This window comes from Mesorhizobium sp. HAY1-8B, from assembly GCF_056868045.1.
Genome location: NZ_CP200321.1, coordinates 1,809,823 through 1,827,459 on the forward strand (window position 1 = coordinate 1,809,823; position 17,637 = coordinate 1,827,459).

General features: G+C 64.6%; 12 protein-coding genes. 4 read left to right on the forward strand and 8 right to left on the reverse strand.

Annotated elements, in window-relative coordinates:
* The first annotated feature begins 228 nt into the window (after nt 1-228).
* Together AC1VON_RS08815 and pdeM are read left to right on the forward strand one after the other, a co-directional pair.
* Entirely contained in the window at nt 229-2,763 is a 2,535-nt protein-coding gene (locus AC1VON_RS08815) for a ligase-associated DNA damage response DEXH box helicase (RefSeq protein WP_483126294.1), read from the forward strand.
* Nucleotides 2,760-3,476, forward strand: a complete 717-nt coding sequence (gene pdeM, locus AC1VON_RS08820; protein ID WP_172352743.1) for a ligase-associated DNA damage response endonuclease PdeM — start codon at nt 2,760-2,762, stop codon at nt 3,474-3,476. Before AC1VON_RS08815 ends, pdeM begins: the two co-directional genes overlap by 4 nt.
* Nucleotides 3,477-3,479: 3 nt before the next feature.
* On the opposite strand, the gene AC1VON_RS08825 is transcribed toward pdeM, so the two are convergent.
* From AC1VON_RS08825 to AC1VON_RS08840, 4 genes are read right to left on the reverse strand one after another with little or no spacing between them, the layout of a single operon-like run.
* Nucleotides 3,480-4,415, reverse strand: a complete 936-nt coding sequence (locus tag AC1VON_RS08825; protein WP_483121565.1) for a dimethyl sulfoxide reductase anchor subunit family protein — start codon at nt 4,413-4,415, stop codon at nt 3,480-3,482.
* A 5-nt stretch (nt 4,416-4,420) separates the two neighbouring features.
* A complete protein-coding gene (locus tag AC1VON_RS08830) occupies nt 4,421-5,155 on the reverse strand; it encodes a 4Fe-4S dicluster domain-containing protein (RefSeq protein ID WP_483121567.1) in 735 nt (244 codons plus the stop codon).
* On the reverse strand, nt 5,152-8,082 hold the full coding sequence (locus tag AC1VON_RS08835) for a molybdopterin oxidoreductase family protein (RefSeq protein ID WP_483121569.1): 2,931 nt from the start codon (nt 8,080-8,082) through the stop codon (nt 5,152-5,154). The genes AC1VON_RS08830 and AC1VON_RS08835 overlap by 4 nt, the downstream gene beginning before the upstream one ends.
* Nucleotides 8,079-8,411 (reverse strand): hypothetical protein, encoded by a 333-nt coding sequence (locus AC1VON_RS08840; RefSeq protein ID WP_483126414.1) that lies wholly within the window; start codon nt 8,409-8,411, stop codon nt 8,079-8,081. The genes AC1VON_RS08835 and AC1VON_RS08840 overlap by 4 nt, the downstream gene beginning before the upstream one ends.
* Here AC1VON_RS08840 and AC1VON_RS08845 point away from each other — a divergent pair.
* The gene (locus AC1VON_RS08845) at nt 8,361-9,263 is read left to right on the forward strand and encodes a LysR substrate-binding domain-containing protein (RefSeq protein ID WP_483121571.1); all 903 of its coding nucleotides are present in this window, start codon (nt 8,361-8,363) and stop codon (nt 9,261-9,263) included. The genes AC1VON_RS08840 and AC1VON_RS08845 overlap by 51 nt on opposite strands.
* Before the next feature lie 8 nt (nt 9,264-9,271).
* On the opposite strand, the gene AC1VON_RS08850 is transcribed toward AC1VON_RS08845, so the two are convergent.
* From AC1VON_RS08850 to AC1VON_RS08865, 4 genes are all read right to left on the reverse strand, one after another.
* Nucleotides 9,272-10,528 (reverse strand): Hsp70 family protein, encoded by a 1,257-nt coding sequence (locus tag AC1VON_RS08850; RefSeq protein ID WP_483121573.1) that lies wholly within the window; start codon nt 10,526-10,528, stop codon nt 9,272-9,274.
* Nucleotides 10,529-10,703: 175 nt separating this feature from the next.
* Nucleotides 10,704-11,495 carry a TIGR02186 family protein gene (locus AC1VON_RS08855; protein WP_172352737.1) on the reverse strand — a complete coding sequence of 264 codons (792 nt, stop codon included), beginning with the start codon at nt 11,493-11,495 and terminating at the stop codon, nt 10,704-10,706.
* Nucleotides 11,495-12,418 carry a sulfite exporter TauE/SafE family protein gene (locus AC1VON_RS08860; RefSeq protein WP_140775455.1) on the reverse strand — a complete coding sequence of 308 codons (924 nt, stop codon included), beginning with the start codon at nt 12,416-12,418 and terminating at the stop codon, nt 11,495-11,497. The genes AC1VON_RS08855 and AC1VON_RS08860 overlap by 1 nt, the downstream gene beginning before the upstream one ends.
* A gap of 193 nt (nt 12,419-12,611) precedes the next feature.
* Nucleotides 12,612-16,664 carry a peptidoglycan-binding protein gene (locus AC1VON_RS08865; protein WP_483121576.1) on the reverse strand — a complete coding sequence of 1,351 codons (4,053 nt, stop codon included), beginning with the start codon at nt 16,662-16,664 and terminating at the stop codon, nt 12,612-12,614.
* A 457-nt stretch (nt 16,665-17,121) separates the two neighbouring features.
* On the opposite strand from AC1VON_RS08865, the gene AC1VON_RS08870 reads away from it, so the two are divergent.
* Nucleotides 17,122-17,583 carry a MerR family transcriptional regulator gene (locus AC1VON_RS08870; protein ID WP_172353149.1) on the forward strand — a complete coding sequence of 154 codons (462 nt, stop codon included), beginning with the start codon at nt 17,122-17,124 and terminating at the stop codon, nt 17,581-17,583.
* Nucleotides 17,584-17,637 lie beyond the last annotated feature (54 nt).

The following is a 17,637-nucleotide window of genomic DNA, read 5'->3' on the forward strand; positions in this document are numbered from 1 at the left end:
TTCCTTCTCCCGTCACTATACGGGGAGAAAGTGCCCGAAGGGCGGATGAGGGGCGGCGCGAGCCTGCAGGTGATCGCGCCAAGCCAATTTGTGATCGCTGGCGCTGGCCCTTGCCTGCCCTGCCGGCATCCTCTCGCCGTATAGCGATGGGAAGAGGAGCGCTCTCCTCGATCCCCTTTTGTTCCGATTTTCCTTGGCGATTGCCCGTGGCCGCGCTACCTCTTGCGCGTGACAGTTGAGCCGCGCCTTGCCGAACAGAATGCCACTGTGGCCCTGCCCGAGCCATTCCTCAGATGGTTCGGCGAGAAAGGCTGGTCGCCGCGCGCCCATCAGATCGAATTGTTGGCGAAGGCTCAAAGTGGGCAATCGGTGCTGCTGATCGCGCCGACCGGGGCTGGCAAGACGCTGGCCGGTTTCCTGCCCTCGCTGACCGAACTGGCCGTCAGGCCAAGGCGAAAGCCGGGGCAGGCGCATCGCGGCATACACACGCTCTACATCTCGCCGCTCAAGGCGCTCGCCGTCGACATCGAGCGCAATCTCGGCAAGCCGGTCGAGGAGATCGGGTTGCCGATCAGCATCGAGACGCGCACCGGCGACACGCCGTCGCACAAGCGCCAGCGGCAGAAGCTGGTGCCGCCCGATATTCTGCTGACCACGCCCGAGCAACTGGCGTTGCTGATAGCGGCCGGCGATGCCGGGCGCTTCTTCGAGGACCTGCGCTATGTCGTGCTCGACGAGCTGCATTCGCTGGTGACGTCGAAACGCGGCCATCTGCTGGCGCTCGGCCTGGCGCGGCTGCGCAGCTTTGTGCCCGGCCTGCAGACAATCGGCCTGTCGGCGACGGTGGCCGAACCGGACGAATTGCGACGCTGGCTGGTCAGCCAGAATCCACCCGGCGACATGTCCGAATTGATCATCGTCACGGGTGGTGCGAAGCCCGAGATCTCCATCCTCGACTCCGAAGAGCGCGTGCCGTGGGCAGGGCATTCGGCCCGCTACGCCACGCCGGAGATTTATCGCGAGATCAAGCGCCACAAGACGACGCTGCTGTTCGTCAACACCCGCAGCCAGGCGGAACTGCTGTTCCAGGAATTGTGGCGGGTCAACGACGACACCTTGCCGATCGCGCTTCATCACGGCTCACTCGATGTTGCCCAGCGCCGGCGCGTAGAGAAGGCGATGGGCGAGAACGCGCTGCGTGCCATCGTCGCCACCTCGACGCTCGATCTCGGCATCGACTGGGGCGATGTCGATCTGGTCGTGCATGTCGGCGCGCCGAAGGGGGCGAGCCGGCTGGCGCAGCGCATCGGCCGCGCCAACCACCGCATGGACGAACCGTCAAAGGCGATCCTCATCCCCGCCAATCGCTTCGAGGTGCTGGAATGCCGGGCCGCGCTCGACGCCAACTATCTCGGTGCACAGGATACACCGCCGCTGGTCGATGGCGGTCTCGATGTGCTGGCCCAACACGTGCTCGGCTGCGCCTGTGGCGCACCCTTCCGCGCCGATGATCTGTTCGAGGAAGTGCGAACGGCGGCACCCTATGCCAGCCTCGATCGGCCGACCTTCGACCGCGTCATCGATTTCGTCGCCACTGGCGGCTACGCGCTGAAGAACTATGAGCGATACGCCCGGATCCGCCTGAACAAGGATGGCCTATGGCGGGTTCCCAATCCGCGCGTCGCCCAGCAATACAGGCTCAATGTCGGCACCATCATCGAAGTGCCGGCGCTCAACGTGCGTTACGTCAAGGCTGGCAGCAAAGGCTCGGCTACGCGCGGCGGCAGCGTTCTCGGCAAGATCGAGGAGGCCTTCCTCGAAACGCTGACGCATGGCGACACCTTCATGTTCGCTGGCAAGGTGCTGCGCTTCGAAGGCATTCGCGAGAACGAATGCTTTGTGTCGAACGCGCCCGGCAGCGATGCCAAGGTGCCCTACTATGGTGGCGGCAAGTTCCCGCTTTCGACCTATCTCGCCGAACAGGTCCGCATCATGCTGGACGATCCGCAGCGCTGGAAGAAGCTGCCCGAGCAGGTGGCCGACTGGCTGCGATTCCAGGCCGACAAGTCGGTGCTGCCCAAACGCGATGACCTGCTGATCGAGACCTTTCCGCGCGGCAACCGCCATTATCTGGTCGCCTATCCCTTCGAGGGCAGGCTCGCCCACCAGACGCTCGGCATGTTGCTCACCCGCCGCCTCGACAGGGCAGGCGCCAGGCCGCTCGGCTTCGTCGCCACCGACTATGCGCTGGCCATATGGTCGCTGGGTGACATGGGCGCCATGTTCAAGTCCCGAAAACCGTCGCTCGGCGCGCTGTTCGACCAGGACATGCTGGGCGACGATCTCGAAGCCTGGCTGGCCGACAGCTGGCTTCTCAAGCGCACCTTCCGCAACTGCGCGCTGATTTCGGGACTGATCGAGAAACGCCATCCGGGTCAGGAGAAAAGCGGTCGCCAGGTCACCGTGTCGACTGATCTGATCTACGACGTGCTGCGCAGCCATGAGCCCGACCACATCCTGCTGCAGGCGACGCGCGCCGATGCGGCAGCCGGTCTGCTCGATGTCAGCAGACTTGCCGACATGCTCTCGCGCATCCAGGGTCGAATCATGCATAAGAATCTGGAGCAGATTTCGCCACTCGCCGTGCCCATCATGCTCGAGATCGGCAAGATGCCGGTGAACGGCGAAGCCGACGAAACACTGTTGATGGATGCGGCGACATTGGTCGAGGAGGCCATGGGGCCGGAGATGGTCGAGGAATGAATTTTTCGCTTGCACGCGCATCGCTGATTGGCGAGGCCGAGATGATCGGCATCGCCGGCGAGCGCGCGGTCTGCGATCCGCGCGGCGTGCTCTATTTTCCCGAATTCAGGCTTCTGGCCGTTTCCGACCTGCACTTGGAAAAGGGCTCGTCGCTGGCACGGCGCGGGATGCTGATCCCGCCCTACGACACCGGTGCGACCTTGCTCAGATTGCAGGCGGTCATATCGGACTACCAGCCGTCGATCGTCATCAGCCTGGGCGATAGCTTCCATGATGGCGGTGGTGCCGAGCGCATGCATGCAAGCTTTCGCGAGCGGCTGGAAGCGCTGATGGCAGGCCGTGACTGGTTCTGGGTCGCCGGCAATCATGATCCGGAAGCGCCGGCCGATCTACCCGGTGAAACCGTGCGGGAACTGGCCATAGGCTCGCTGCTGTTCCGGCATGAACCGTCCAAGCTGCGCGTCGAGGGCGAGGTATCAGGCCATCTGCACCCTTGCGCGCGGATCGTGCAACAAGGCCGCTCGGTGCGTAGGCGCTGCTTTGCCGGCGATGGCGGCCGCATGATAATGCCGGCCTTCGGCGCTTATACCGGTTCGCTCAATGTGCTCGACCGCGCCTATGCCGGCCTGTTCCGGCTGGAAACGCTGATGGCTTACATGCTTGGCACCCAGCGCATCTTTGCGATTTCCGGTTCGATGCTGCGGCCTGGCTGACTGTCAACGTCCGTAGTAAAGGGTGACCGTGTGCTTTGCCTCGGCGAAGAATAGCCAGCGCTCGACCAGCATGCCGGCAAACTGGACGATCGCGGCGAGCACCGACGGCGCCGCCGCAAAGGGCCAGGGCAGGACGAAGGTGGCGATGAGCAGCAGGACGGGCAGAGCGAAGGCCAGCAACTGCGTGATCCGGCGCAGCTTCGCACTGTGCTTGCGCGCGATGCGGAAGCCCATTTCCTTGAGCAGGTAGTTTTCCTCGGTATGCGGCCATTCCAGCGACCGCACCGTCCCGCCGGCCAGACCGGTCGCGGTGTTGGCGGTGGTTGGGATCTCGAGCCGGTCATTGTAGCGCCACGTCGCGAGTTTCCAGCCCCAGCCGGCAAGGCTGGCAAGCATCGACAGCGCAAGCATGGCTCTTGAGCCGATGCCGAAGCCCTGCAGCAGCGCGTTCAACAGAATGCTGCCGGTCATGGTCGCGAAGATCAGATAGGCTGGCAAGGTGTAGCGGCTGTGCCATTGGGCAATCGGCTTCAGTGACGCATAGATCATCCCAGTGGTGCAGACGGTGACGATCGCACCGATGGCGGCCAGCAACCCGGCAATGGCCACCCAGCCATCAGTGTGGCCGAAGAACACCCAGCCTATGCCGAACAGTCCCGCCGGGATGAAGGTGATGATCGACGACACGCCCTCGCGCGACAGCCAGGAACTGCGCCACTGCGAGAACGCCCGCCATGCGCGTTCGGGCCGGCCGAGATGACCGGTCGAGGACAACAATCCCGCCGCGACCAGGCCGAGCGCCAGCGCCAGGCCGATGAGGCCGAGCCAGAAATCGGGCGGGATGATCTGGAGCCCACCGAGCACGCCAAGCAGCGCGAGCAGGCCGTAGCCGGCACCAGTGGCGGTGGTGAAGAAGACAACGGAGAGGGCTGGATGCATGGATGTCAGTTCGAAAGCATGCGGTCGACCCAGCCGAGGAAACCCCCTTCGGCCCGCACCGGCTCCAGCGCGGGAGCGGTGACCGATGCGGCGCGCTGCGTATGCGCGCGCGGGGGCAGATATTTGTTGGTCGGCCGATAGCCGAGTTCCGGCATCAGGTCGACCCCGCCGCGCTCCACCACCAGTTTCGAGACGGCCGAGAGGGGATCGCCGAGATCGCCGAAGTGCCGCGCGCTTGTCGGGCAGGCGGCGACGCAGGCCGGCACGCGGTCTTCCTCAGCCAGATTGTCGTTGTAGATGCGGTCGACGCAGAGCGTGCATTTCTTCATGACGCCGACATCGGTGTCGAATTCGCGCGCGCCATAGGGACAGGCCCAGCTGCACAATTTGCAGCCGATACACTTGTCCTCGTCGATCAGCACGATGCCGTCCGAGGCCCTCTTGTAGGAGGCGCCAGTCGGGCAGACGGTGACACAGGCCGGCGTCTCGCAATGCAGGCAGGAGCGCGGAAAATTGACCGTACGCCCGCCCATCTCGGTGGTGTGCTCATAGCTGTGCACGCGGTTGAACCAGACCCCATCGACATGGCCGCCATAGGGGTCGATGTCGGTCAGCGGCGCCATGTGTCCGCCGGTGTTCCATTCCTTGCAGGCGGTGACGCAGGCCTGGCAGCCGACGCAGGTGTCGAGATCGATGACCAGACCGAGCTTCTTGTCCGTATGAGAGGGAAGGCAGGTCATTCCGCGGCCTCTCTTGCCCGGCGAAATTCGGCGCCGAAAGTCAGCTTGTCGGGCGAGGGCTCGAAATGCGGCGGCTGGTGGAAACGCTCAAATTGCGGCTCGGTGAAGCCGGCTTCCTCATCAGCGCATTTGACGATTCGCACGCGAAGATCGAACCATGCCGCCTGGCCGGTGACCGGGTCGGAATTCGAATAACGTTTGCCCTGCGCGTCGGCCGAGGTCTGGTCGCCGATGACGTGGTTGAGCAGGAAGCCGCGATTGCTCTCGGCGGCGTCATCCTTCAGCCCCCAGCTGCCGCGACGCTTGCCGATCGCGTTCCAGGTCCAGACCGTGCTTTCGTTCACCCCGTCGATCAGCTTGATCTGCCCCTTCACCCTGCCATTGATGCCTTCGATCCAGACCCAGTCGTCGTCGACGAGGCCGAGGCCGGCAGCGGTGCGGTGGTGCACGAACAGCCGGTTCTGGCTGGTGATCTGCCGCAGCCAGGCATTTTGCGAGCCCCAGGAATGATACATGTGCATCGGCCGCTGCGTTAGCGCATGCAGCGGATATCTCTCGAGGTCGACGGCCGCTTCCTCGAAGGGCATGTACCAGAACGGCAGCGGGTCCATGTAGGTCTCGATGCGCTGACGCTCGCCCTCCGGCGGCTGGACACGGCCATGGCCACGCGCGGCCAGCCGAAAGCGCTGCATCGGCTCGGAATAGAGCTGGAAAACGATCGGATCGGCCTTGGGGATAAAACCCATCTGCACCGCGAAATCGAGATAGGAGCGGTTGGCCATCTTGTAGTAGCGCTGGTCGTTGGCAAAGTCGTGATGCCAGAAGCCGCCATTGTCGATGTAGCGCTGCAACTGATCCGGATTGGCCTCGCCCCTGCCGATCGACGTCCCGTTCTTGCCGCGCCAGCCGGCCAGCGGACCGATGCCGGGCGTGCGCTCGTGGTTGACGATGTAGTCGGCATAGTCGGCATATTTGGCCGCTCCGTCGTCATTGACGAAGCCGGGGAGTCCCAGCCGCGCACCCAACTCGATCAGCACCGACTGGAACGGCCTGACGTCACGGTCCGGCTCGACGACGGGATGGCGGATGGCGTCGCCCGGCCCGTCGGCGTGGCTGATCGGCCGGTCGAGCAGGCTGATGCAGTCATGGCGTTCGAGATAGGTGGTGTCGGGTAGCACCAGATCCGCGAACGGCACGGTCTCGGAGTAATAGGCGTCGGAATAGATGATGAAGGGGATCTTGTAATTGCCCACCTCGTCATGGTCGGTCAGCATGGCAATCGTCTCGACGGTGTTCATCGAGGAATTCCAGGCCATGTTCGACATGTACATCATCAGCATGTCGATCGGATAGGGATCGCCGGCCCAGGCATTGCGGATGACGGTGTGCATCAGTCCGTGTGCCGCCAGCGGAGCGTCCCAGGAATAGGCCTTGTCGATGCGAAGCGGCGTGCCGGCCTCATCGACCAGCAGATCGTCCGGCCCACAGACAAAGCCGAGCGGCATGCCGTCGAGCGGCGTCATCGGCTTGACGGTCTTGCCGGCGGGTTTCGGGCCAGGCGGCGCCGATCTGGGGTAGGGCGGCTTGAAGCGGAAGCCGCCGGGAACGTCCACCGTGCCCAGCAGCACCTGCAGCAGGTGGATGGCGCGGCAGGTATGAAAACCGTTCGAATGGGCGGAGATGCCACGCATGGCATGCATCGAAACCGGCCGTCCCTTGATCGTCGCGTGCCGGCGTCCGGCCCAGTCGGTCCAGGCCACCGGCAGTTCGATGGTCTGTTCGAAGGCGACATGGGCGAGTTCAGCGGCGATCCGGCGGATCGTATCGGCGGCAATGCCGCAACGCTCGGCGACCGCATCGGGGGCGTAGCTCTCGTCAAGATATCGGTCGGCGATCAGCTGGAACACCGGCGTGCACCGACGTCCGTCGATTTCAAGGCTGCCGGTCAGCGCCGGCTTTGCCTCCGGGTCGATGGCCTTGACGGCGGTCTTCGCCACCCTGTCCCAGGCCAGCGGGTTGCCGTCGGCATCCCTAACGAACAGCCCGTCGTCGGAGGCGCCAGGCTCCTGCACGACGAGGATATGGGCGTTGGTGTAGCGGAGCAAATAATCGAGATCGACGCGGCCAGCCTTCAGCAGTTCGTGGATGAGTGCGAAGACGAACAGGCCGTCGGTGCCGGGCCGGATGCCGATCCAGTCGTCGGCGATCGCATTGTAGCCGGTCCGGCACGGATTGATCGACACCACCTTGGCGCCGCGCGCCTTGAGTTTGCCGAGGCCGATTTTGATCGGGTTGGAATCATGATCCTCGGCGACGCCGAACAGCATGAAATATCGCGTGTTGTCCCAGTCGGGCTCGCCGAACTCCCAGAACGAGCCGCCGATCGAGTAAAGGCCGCCGGCCGCCATGTTGACTGAACAGAAGCCACCATGGGCGGCGAAATTCGGCGTGCCGAACTGGCTCGCCCACCAGCCGGTGAGAGACTGCGATTGATCGCGGCCGGTGAAGAAGGCGAGTTTCTTCGGATCGTTCCGGCGGATGGCGGACAGGCGTTCGGTGGCGATCGCAAACGCTTCTTCCCACTCGATCTCGCGGAACTCGCCCGAGCCGCGCGGGCCGGTGCGCAGCAATGGCTTCTTCAGCCGGGCCGGGCTATAGTGCTGCATGATGCCGGAACTGCCCTTGCCGCAGATCACGCCGCGATTGACCGGATGGTCCTTGTTGCCGTTGATGTAGCGGACCTTGCCGTCCTTGATGTGTACGTCGATGCCGCACCGGCAGGCACACATGTAGCAGGTGGTCTTGGCGATGCTGTCCGAAACGCTTGGCGAGGTGTCGACGCCGTCACCCTCATCGGGCGCGCGCGTGTCGGCAAGCGGGCGTTGCGATGGTGCCGAATTCGCGCCGCGCGGCGGACCGTGGATCATGGGCTGGTTGTGCCCGCACGGCCGGCGGCTTTGGCCCGCGTCTTCGGCCCCGGGCCGCGCATGTAATGTTCTTCCGGGTGATAGCGATCGCCGGCCAGCCGCCGCCTTATGCCACGGGCCCAATGGGCAAACAGGGATCTGAACCGCCCGATCATTTTATGCGCCGCGACCTGAAGGCCAATTTTTTCTAACTTCGCCTGAAAAAGTAGAATAAAGCCATCGATCCGTCTAATCAGTTGTTCTTGTAAATTCGATCGATATTGGTTCTTAATGCGTCCATGACCCTGGAGCAGTTGCGCATTTTCGTTGCCGTCGCCGAGCGCGGCCACATGACCAAGGCGGCGGAGCTTTTGGGTATCTCCCAGTCGGCGGCTTCGGCCGCCATCCGCGCGCTCGAAGAGCAGCACGGCGTCCATCTGTTCAACCGCGTCGGCCGCAACATCGAGCTTGCCCAGACGGGCCACCGGTTCCTGCCAGAAGCCAAGGCCGTGCTGGAGCGGGCCGCCGCCGCCCGCAATGTGCTGGAACATGTCTCGCAGACGGTCGCCGGCAGCCTCTCCATCGCCGCCAGCCTGACCATCGCCAGCTACTGGCTGCCGCGCCGGCTGGCGTCCTTCCACGAGGCCTATCCGGCGGTGCGGCTGAGCGTCAGCATCGGCAACACAAGGCAGGTCGAGGCCAGCGTGCTGGACGGAACCGCCGATCTCGGCCTGGTCGAGGGGCGCACCGAGTCCGACATATTGCGCCGCGCCAAGGTCGATACCGACCGGTTGATGCTGGTGGTTGCCGCGTCACATCCCGAGATCGTCGAAACCGCGCCGGGCCGGCCAGACATCAAGGGCCTGCGCTGGATCATCCGCGAGGGCGGCTCGGGCACGCGCGAGGTGCTGGAGGACCTTGCGCGGCGCGAGGGCATTTCGCTTGCCGATTTGCAGATCTTCCTGGTGCTGCCCAGCAACGAAGCCGTCCGCCAGGCGGTGGAGGCGGGTGCCGGCGCCACCATCATCTCGGAACTCGTCGTCGGACGCGCCGTGGCTGAGGGCAGTCTGAGAGCCGTGCCGATTGAACTGCCGAAGCGCGACTTCGCCATGATCACGCACCGCGATCGGCAGGCAAGCCTGGCCCAGATGGCGCTGAAGGCACATCTGGCTACAGAGATGAACGGGTCTGCGCCAGGGTAGGGTTGGGGTCAGCCGAACTTGCGCTGGGCATCCAGCGCCAGGCCAAGCCCGACCGAGCCGAACATGTCGCCGTCGATGACGGAAGCGTGCGGCACCAGCGACAGGATTTCCCGTCTTGCCAGCGGGATCGCGGTCGAGCCGCCGGTCAGGAACACCGCCGTGATGTCGGACGGCCTGACCTGCGCGTCGCGGATGGTCTCGGCCACCGTTGCGGTGACGCGCTCGATGTCCCTGGCGATCGTGGCGTCCAGCCCGTTGCGTGTGATCTCGGCGGCAAACTCCACGTCAGATAGCCTCACCGAGACTTCCGCCGACGACAGGTCGGTCAGCTCGATCTTGGCCTTTTCGACCAATGCCGCCAGCGCGTGCCCGTAGCGGTGCTCGACGATGTGGATGAAGCGGTCGACCAGATCGGCGCGCGCGGCCTCGTAGCGGATCTGGCGCAGATGCGTCATCGCCTTGGCGGTGTAGACCAGATTGATGCGCTGCCATGTCGCGAGATCGATGAAATAGCTGGCCGGCAGATTGCGTTTGCCGTCCTTGGTCGGGGAGAGATAGCCGAGCTGCGGCATGACATGGGCGATGCTGAGCAGTCGGTCGAAATCCGTACCGCCGATATGGACACCTCGGCTGGCCAGGATGTCGTCCTTGCGGTCCGGCGATCGGGCGCGCTCGGGCGAGACGCGCACGACCGAAAAATCCGATGTGCCGCCGCCCATGTCGATGATCAGCGCCAGCTCCTCGCGCGTCACCCTCTGCTCATAGTCGAGCGCCGCCGCGATCGGCTCGAACTGGAAGGCGATGTGCTTGAAGCCCTGGGCGTGCGCGGCCTTTTCCAGGTCGCTCTGGGCATTGGCGTCGGCTTGCGCATCGTCATCGACGAATTGCACCGGGCGGCCGAGCACCACGGTCTCCACCTGGTCGCCGCCATCCTCTTCCAGCCTTTTCCTGAGATGCCCGAGGAACAGGCCTATGATCTCCATGAAGCCGATCGAGCGCGCCTTGATGCGTGTCTTTTCATGCGCCAGCGAGCTGCCGAGCACGCTCTTCAGCGAACGCATCAGCCGGCCTTCCACGCTGTCGGTGTAGTTGGCGATCGCTTGGCGGCCAAAAAAGATGCGGCCATCCTCGAAATTGAAGAACACGGCGCTCGGCAGCGTGACCTGGCCGTCCTCAAGCGTGACGAGACGGGGTTGCCCGTTGCGGACCACGCCGACAGTGGAGTTCGAAGTGCCGAAGTCGATACCGGCGAATGCTGGTCGCAAGGCAGCCTCCTGTCATTGGCGCCAGGCAGTGGATCGGCGCTCGCAGGAGAAGCGTGCGCTGCGGTTTCGGGCGACCGAACCACTTTGCCGAATTGAATTGTGCGTGCTTGCCCGGTGGGCGGGGAGGTGCGGTCTATAGCATGAGGCGGGAAAGGGAAACCCCCTTTGGGATGGCTCAGTCCTTGCGGAAGACCAGCCTGCCGAGCCAGCCCGTCAGCATGGCCAGCGATATGGCGAAGACGCCATAGAGGAAGGAGTAGTCGTGGGCGACCCGGAAGATCGACTGTTCGAATCCGGACTTGCGGATTTCGAGCTGGGCCGAACTCTCCTTGATGAACAGGCCGCTCCTGAACAGGAAGGCGCGCGCCTTGTGGGTGCCGACCGGCACATTCGGCGCCAGCCTGACGGTGGCGCGGAACAGGTTCTGCGACAGGAATTGCACACCGCCGACATTTTCGCTGTAGAGGCCGGTCGCGGCCTTGCGTTCGCGCAATGCCGCGGTGAATTCCTCGATCGTCGCCGGACTGTCGCCGGCGTCGGCGGGCTGCATATAGAGGTTGGAGGCGCCGAGCGACAGCTGTCTGTAGCTGTTCGGTTCGGTGATATCCTGCAGCGGCCGCGTCGTTGCCACCGAATAGGACATCGGCACGTTCTCGAAGGTTTCGGAATCGAGATTGACCCACACGCCAAGCACCCGGTCCTTGCGGCGCACCACCACCGGTCGCGGCGGGCCTTCGAGCACGACGATGACATCGTAGCGGTTCTGACGGGCTATAAGCGGGTCGGGGTTTTCCAGCGAGCCGAAGATGGTCAGGTCGGCGCCGGAAAAGCCGGCGGTGATCGAGACATTGTCGGTGGAGAGCCCGATCTGAATGCCTTCCGGCAGCGGCGACTGTGCCTTCGCCGGTGCGGCGGCCGCAAGCAGTGACAGGAGGATGGCGGCTGCGAACGCTTTCGGGCCCGTCATCAGTTGAGGCCCACGCTGGACAGCGAATAGAGATTGGGCGGGGTGACGAAAAGATCGATGGCGAGCCTGATCGCCACGGCCAGCACCAGCAAGGCCAGCAACGCCCTGAGTTGCTCGCCGCGCAGCCTCTGGCCGGCCTTGGCGCCATATTGCGCGCCGGCCACGCCACCCGCCATCAACAGGAAGGCCAGCACGACATCGACCGTCTGGTTGGTGGTGGCATGGACCAGCGTCGTATAGGCCGACGTGAAGATGATCTGGAACAGTGAGGTGCCGATAACGACATTGGTCGGCACCTTGAGCAGATAGATCAGCGCCGGCACCATGATGAAGCCGCCGCCGACGCCCATGATCGACGACAGGAAGCCGATGCCGGCGCCAAGGCCAAGCACCGGGATGACGCTGACGAACAGCTTCGACGCCCTGAAGCGCATCTTCAGTGGCAGCCGGTGAATCCAGTTGTGCTGGCCGGATTTCTTCAGCACCGGGGCGGCACCGCTGCGTGTTGCGCGCAGTGCATTGATGCTTTCGACCAGCATCAGTCCGCCGACCGTGCCGAGCAGCACGACATAAAGCAGCGAGATGAACAGGTCGAGCTGGCCAAGCCGGCGCAGGAAGGCGAAGACGTAGATGCCGGCGGTGGAGCCGACGATGCCGCCGGCCAGAAGCACGCCGCCGAGCTTGAAGTCGAGCGTACCTCGCTTCATGTGAGAAAGCACGCCGGAGACTGAAGAGGCGATGACCTGGTTGGCGCCCGTGGCAACCGCGATCGCCGGGGGGATGTTGTAGAAAATCAAGAGTGGCGTGATGAGGAACCCGCCACCGACGCCGAACATGCCCGATAGGAAGCCCACCGCCGCGCCCATGGCCAGCAGCACGAAGACGTTGACGGAAATTTCCGCAATCGGGAGATAGATGCCCACCCGTCAGTCTCGATCAGTTTGCCTGTCGGCGAAATACAGCCGCTGTGAGCAGTCTCGCACCGAAAAGCCAATTTTTCCTTGCGCCGACGCGGCGGCGGGGTCAAACCCCGTCGCCGCGCCGAAACAAAAAATATCTCAATCAGTTAACAGGCAAATGTATGGCAGTAGCGTCGTGGAAACGACGCTTGTTCTGTTATTTGCGCGCCAGCAGCGCCCGGACCAGTTTCTCATCGACGGCGCCGGTCGCCGGCAGCTTGTTGTCGGTCTGGAAAGCGATGATCGCGTTCTTGGTCTTGTCGCCCATGACGCCGTCGGCGCCGCCGGCGTCATAGCCGTTCTTGTTGAGGATGAGCTGGATGTTCTTGACCGCCTTCTTCATGTCGATGCCGGCGGTCGTCTGCGGCGTACCCTCTTGCCAGGACTCGGGAATGTCGGCCGAATTGGATGCCGCGTTGAGCGGCTTGGCCTTCCACAATTCGGTCGCGGCGCGTGCCCGCTCGAGCTGCTCGGGCCGCAGCGCGTTGGCAATCTCGTCGCGCTTGGCGGCCGCGTCCTTGTCGCCCGTCTTGGCGACGAGCGCGAACCATTTGTAGGATTCCTCGAGGTTCTGCTTCATGCCGACGCCCTTGGCGGCGAGGATGCCGAGATTGAACTGGCTGTCCTTGACGCCGAGGTCGGCTGCCTCCTGGAACCAATGCGCTGCCGATTCATTGTCGGTCACGCCATCGGCGGCCATGGCGAACAGCACGGCCAGATTGTGCATGGCGCTGGCGTTGCCCTGTTCGGCGGCGAGCTGGTACCAGGTCTTCGACTTCTTGATGTCGCGCGCGACGCCGATGCCTTTTTCGTAGAAATTGCCGATGCGGTATTCGGCCGGCGCGAAACCGAGTTCGGCCGATTTCTCGTACCATTTGGCCGCTGCCGCCATGTCTTCCTTGACGCCGCGCGACTCGGCGTAGCGCGAGCCGATCTCGAACAGCGCCTTGGCGTCGCCATTGGCGGCGGCATCGCGCAATGCGGCCGGGCCGGCATCGGCCGGAATGTCGAACTTGGTCGTGGCTGCCGGTGCATCCGTCGGCGCAACGGCACCGGTGGTGAGTTTGGCCGTGGTCTCATTGACCGCTGTCGGGGCAGCCGCGACCGGCTGGGCATCGGTATCCGTCGCTTGCGCGCCGCCGGTGATGGCGGTCGGAACTGACGCCGTCGCATACGGGGTCACGGCAACGGGCGCGGCTGGTGCCGGAGCCATCGCGTCGGAGGCGGCAGCGCTCGGGCCGGAAGAGGCGGCCGAAGCCGCGGGCGCCGCAACCGGCGCTGTATCCGCCGTTGCATCCATGTCTGACGGCATCGCCAGGGCGGTCTGCGTCACCATGTCGTCCTTGGTCGCGGACGCGGATGGTTCTGCCTGCCTGACGGCGCGGGCCGGCGCGCTGTCCGTTGCGGCCGACTGAACTTCCGCCTTTGGCTGGCTCGTCGTGTCGACGGACGCCGTTTGTACAGGTTTCGCGGCGACGATCGGTGCCGCGTCATTGCCTGCCACCTGGGCGGGATCCGAGAGAAACGCCTTGCCGAGCTGCAGGCCGGCAAGCGCCAGCATGATCGCCGCCGCCGCCATCAGGATCGGCTTGCGCCGCGCCTTGAGCAGGTCGCCGATCCTGAGCGCCTTCACCGGTCCCTTCATCGTTGACTGGCGCTTCAAGGCGTCGGCCTCGGCCGCGGCGGCCTGGGCTGCGCGCCGTGCGGCGGCGATGAAGTCCGATTTCGCGGCGTCGCTTTCGCTGAGCTTGGCCGGCTGACCACGCTCGTCGCGCACCCGCTTCATGATGGCATTGAGGTCCGGCGCACCGGAGCCGGGCTCCAGCGGGCGATTGGCCACTTTCGGGTCGAGAGGCTCGTCGAGATCAACACTCGGGATATCGCTGCTCGGCGTCGAACCGGCCAGCGGCGGAACATCCGCCGCCTTCTTGCCCTTGAAGGCACGTGCCAGCCCGCCGAACATCGATTTGCGGCCTGTCGGCTGGTCCTTCTCGGCGATGGTGTCGGACCCGAGGGCCGCGATGGCGGCAGCCGCGGCGGCTTCCGCGGGCGTGCGCGTACCCAGGTCGCCACGCGTACCCAGATCGCCACGCGCACCGTGCTCGTTGCGCAAGATGGCGGCGGCGCGGCCATCGAGATCGGCCATGTCGCCGGTCAGCGGCGTCGGCTCGTCGATATCCAGGGACGGCGCCTCGACAGCCATCTTGGCGGTCCGCGCGCGGCGCTTGCCGACTGCCTCGTCCTGGCGCGTGTCCAGAAGCTCGCTTACCGCTTCGGGCGGTTCGCTGGTCTCCAGCGAACCAAGCCTGTCGACGATCTTGAGCAATGTGTCGTGGATGGCCTCGAAGGTTCGCGAATTGCGCTCGTCGGAACGCCGCGTCAGCGTTTCCAGTGTCTTCAGATCCTGGGCGAGGCCGGAAACGGCCGTCGTGTTGGCGCTCGACCCGGCCAGCGAACGCACCGCGTTCTCGGCCGCTTCGCGTGCGGCGCCGAGGATGGAATCGCGGGTGCCGGCCAGCGCCTTCTCGATTTCGTCGAGGCGCGGGCTGATGTCCTCGAATTCCGGCAGTGGGGTGCTCGGCCTGGAAAGATGGGCGGACAGGCCGGCGACCTGCGCTTCCAGGCTGCGGATCAGCGCCGGGTCGATGCCGGCCACCTGGGCCGCCGATGCGTCGAGCCGGCTGGAAATGTCATCGAGCCGGCTTTCCAGTCCACGGATCGCCGCTTCGCCGGCGGGATCGGGCGCGCGCGTCTCCATGCGCGTTGCGAGCGCGGTGAAGCGTGCGTCGATGGCTTCCATGATGCCGGCGCTGTCGACTTGCGGCACGAAGCGCTGGTCGAGCCGGTCGGCAACCTCGTCCAGGCGGCGCTCGAGATCGCGAAACAGCATGTTGCCCTGTTCGATGGCGTCGCCCTGCCGGCGTTCCATCATGCCGGACAGCACGTCGAAGCGCTGCTCCAGCCCCTGGAAGATATAGTCGGCGTCGGGCATGGCAGGCGCCTGGTCGATCTTGTCGGCGATAAGCGTGATCTGCTTGGCCAGCCGTTCCATCGCCTGTTCGGGAAGGTTGGCGCGGCCGGCAAGTTCGTCGACCCGGTTCGATAGCGTGCCCAGCCGATCCATGACCGCGTCGCCAGGGCGATCCTGTGCCACTTCCTCGATCTGCCGGGCGAGCGAGTCGATGCGCTTCTCGATGCGGTCGAAGGCTTCGTGGTCGACCGAATTGGCCTGTGCCGCGACGGTCGAGGCAACGATGGCGCGGGAAATCTCGTCCAGCCGCTCGTCGATCATGGCAAGCGTGTCACCGCCGCGATTGTCCTGCTGGCTGGCGAAGTGATCGACAGCGCCGGCCAGGGTACGGACCTTTTCCTCGAGCGAGCGCAGCGACAGCGATTCCGGCAGGTTGTTGACGGCGTTGCTGATCTGCTCCAACCGGTCGGTGAGCGCCGCAAGGGCCGGATCGTCGGAACGTTTGCGCTGGTCGGCGTCGACGCGGTCTTCGAAAGCCGTCCAGCGGCGGTCGAATTCGTCCCAGCGGCGGTCGACCTTCTGCACGCTCTCCTCGCGCGCCAGCGTGTCGAGCGCGGCCTTGACCTGCTCGAGCTCCAGCCGCAGCAGATTGACGCTTCTGTCGTCGCTCTTCTCCGACAGCGACTTGATGGCGCCGGAAAGCCGTTCGAACTCGACGCCGAGCTCGGCGCTGCCCTTGCCCGCTGCGCCGGGCTTGGCGTTCGCCTGGAAGGCGCGGTCGATATCCTTGCGCAGTGCATCGAATTCTCGCTGCAGGCCTGCCGTCATCTGGTGGCGCAGTTCCTCGCGCATGCCGCGCAGCTCGCCGGCGATCTTGCCGACCATGGCGACACTGTCTTCCTGGCCGCGCACACGGTCGATGTCGCGGGCGATGGCTTGGTAATTCTGCTCGAATGAAGGGGCTGGCGCCGGGCTCTGCGGGCGTGGTGCCGGTTGCGGATCCTCGTACCAGCGCTGCTGGCCGGTTGGCTGCGCGGCGGGATAGCGCGGGTCCGTGGCGGGATAACGCGGGTCGGCGCCGTATTGGCGCGGAGCCGGACGTGCCGTCACCTCCTCGCGGCTCTGCCCCAATCGCTGCTCCAGCGTCTCCAGCGAGCGGTTCAGTTGCTCGAGCGTGGTCTGCGGCCTGCGCTGCCTGCCGGCGTTGAGTGTATCGAGGTAGGACCGCTTGCTGTTCATCGGTGCGTCCGTCTTTCAGATTGGCCGGCTTGCGGCCAGCTCCCCAAGTCCCTGCCGGAACGAAGGCGACCGCGCTTCCATGCCACGGTGGAAGACAAGCTTCCCGGGGTTCACCCGCGCTCCGAAAAACCGTGAAAAATTCGATACAGGATAAACACGGGTAGCCGACGCGCCCACATTTCCCTCAACGTGGTAAACAACGCGTTAACCAAGCTTAAGAAGTTGCAAGAAGTTGGCTGTCGCTGCCCGCGGTGCGGCATAAAGCACCTTCATAGAACGCCCCTTGCGTCATGAGGCGGCTATCGGTATAGAATTGACGTAAACGTAAAAGGCGCATTTGAGTGTGCTGTTTGCGATTTTGTTTGTCGAAACCACGGCCGGAAGCACGCCCCCGCTTCCAGTCAGGCGACGCATGGTCCAGGACCGCGACGCCACCAGACGGGGAAAGCCAGTGACCATGAAGCTTATCTCGGCCGGCGAGACCGCCGCCAATACCAATAATGTATCTGTCGAAGCCGGTGAGGATCTCGTCCGCATCGGCGAAATGGCCAAGAAATACGGCGTGACGCTGCGTACGCTGCGTTTCTACGAAGACAAGGGCCTGCTCAACCCGCAGCGCGACGGTTCGACCCGTCTCTACACACGCCGCGACAAGGCTCGGCTGAAGCTGATCCTGCTTGGCCGCAAGGTCGGGTTCTCGCTGCGCGACGTCAAGCAGATGATGGATCTCTACGATCCGACCGGTTCCAACACCAAGCAGCTGCGGCTGGCGCTGGACAAGTCGGAGAAGCAGCTTGCCCGCCTGCAGAAGCAGCGGGCGCTGATCGATGACGCCATCAACGAGCTCTCAGGCTCGATGTCGGCGGTTCGCCAGATGCTGGCCGAGCGCACAGCGCCGCAGGCGAGCGTCGCAGGCTAAGCAAACCGCCGGTTCTGGCACGATCAAGCCGCGGGGCTCTGCCACGCGGCTTTT

Coding starts and splice junctions, on each gene's coding strand:
- AC1VON_RS08865 (WP_483121576.1), bottom strand. CDS start 16,664: ATGAACAGCAAGCGGTCCTACCTCGATACACTCAACGCCGGCAGGCAG.
- AC1VON_RS08855 (WP_172352737.1), bottom strand. CDS start 11,495: ATGACGGGCCCGAAAGCGTTCGCAGCCGCCATCCTCCTGTCACTGCTT.
- AC1VON_RS08845 (WP_483121571.1), top strand. CDS start 8,361: ATGACCCTGGAGCAGTTGCGCATTTTCGTTGCCGTCGCCGAGCGCGGC.
- AC1VON_RS08870 (WP_172353149.1), top strand. CDS start 17,122: ATGAAGCTTATCTCGGCCGGCGAGACCGCCGCCAATACCAATAATGTA.
- AC1VON_RS08835 (WP_483121569.1), bottom strand. CDS start 8,082: ATGATCCACGGTCCGCCGCGCGGCGCGAATTCGGCACCATCGCAACGC.
- pdeM (WP_172352743.1), top strand. CDS start 2,760: ATGAATTTTTCGCTTGCACGCGCATCGCTGATTGGCGAGGCCGAGATG.
- AC1VON_RS08830 (WP_483121567.1), bottom strand. CDS start 5,155: ATGACCTGCCTTCCCTCTCATACGGACAAGAAGCTCGGTCTGGTCATC.
- AC1VON_RS08825 (WP_483121565.1), bottom strand. CDS start 4,415: ATGCATCCAGCCCTCTCCGTTGTCTTCTTCACCACCGCCACTGGTGCC.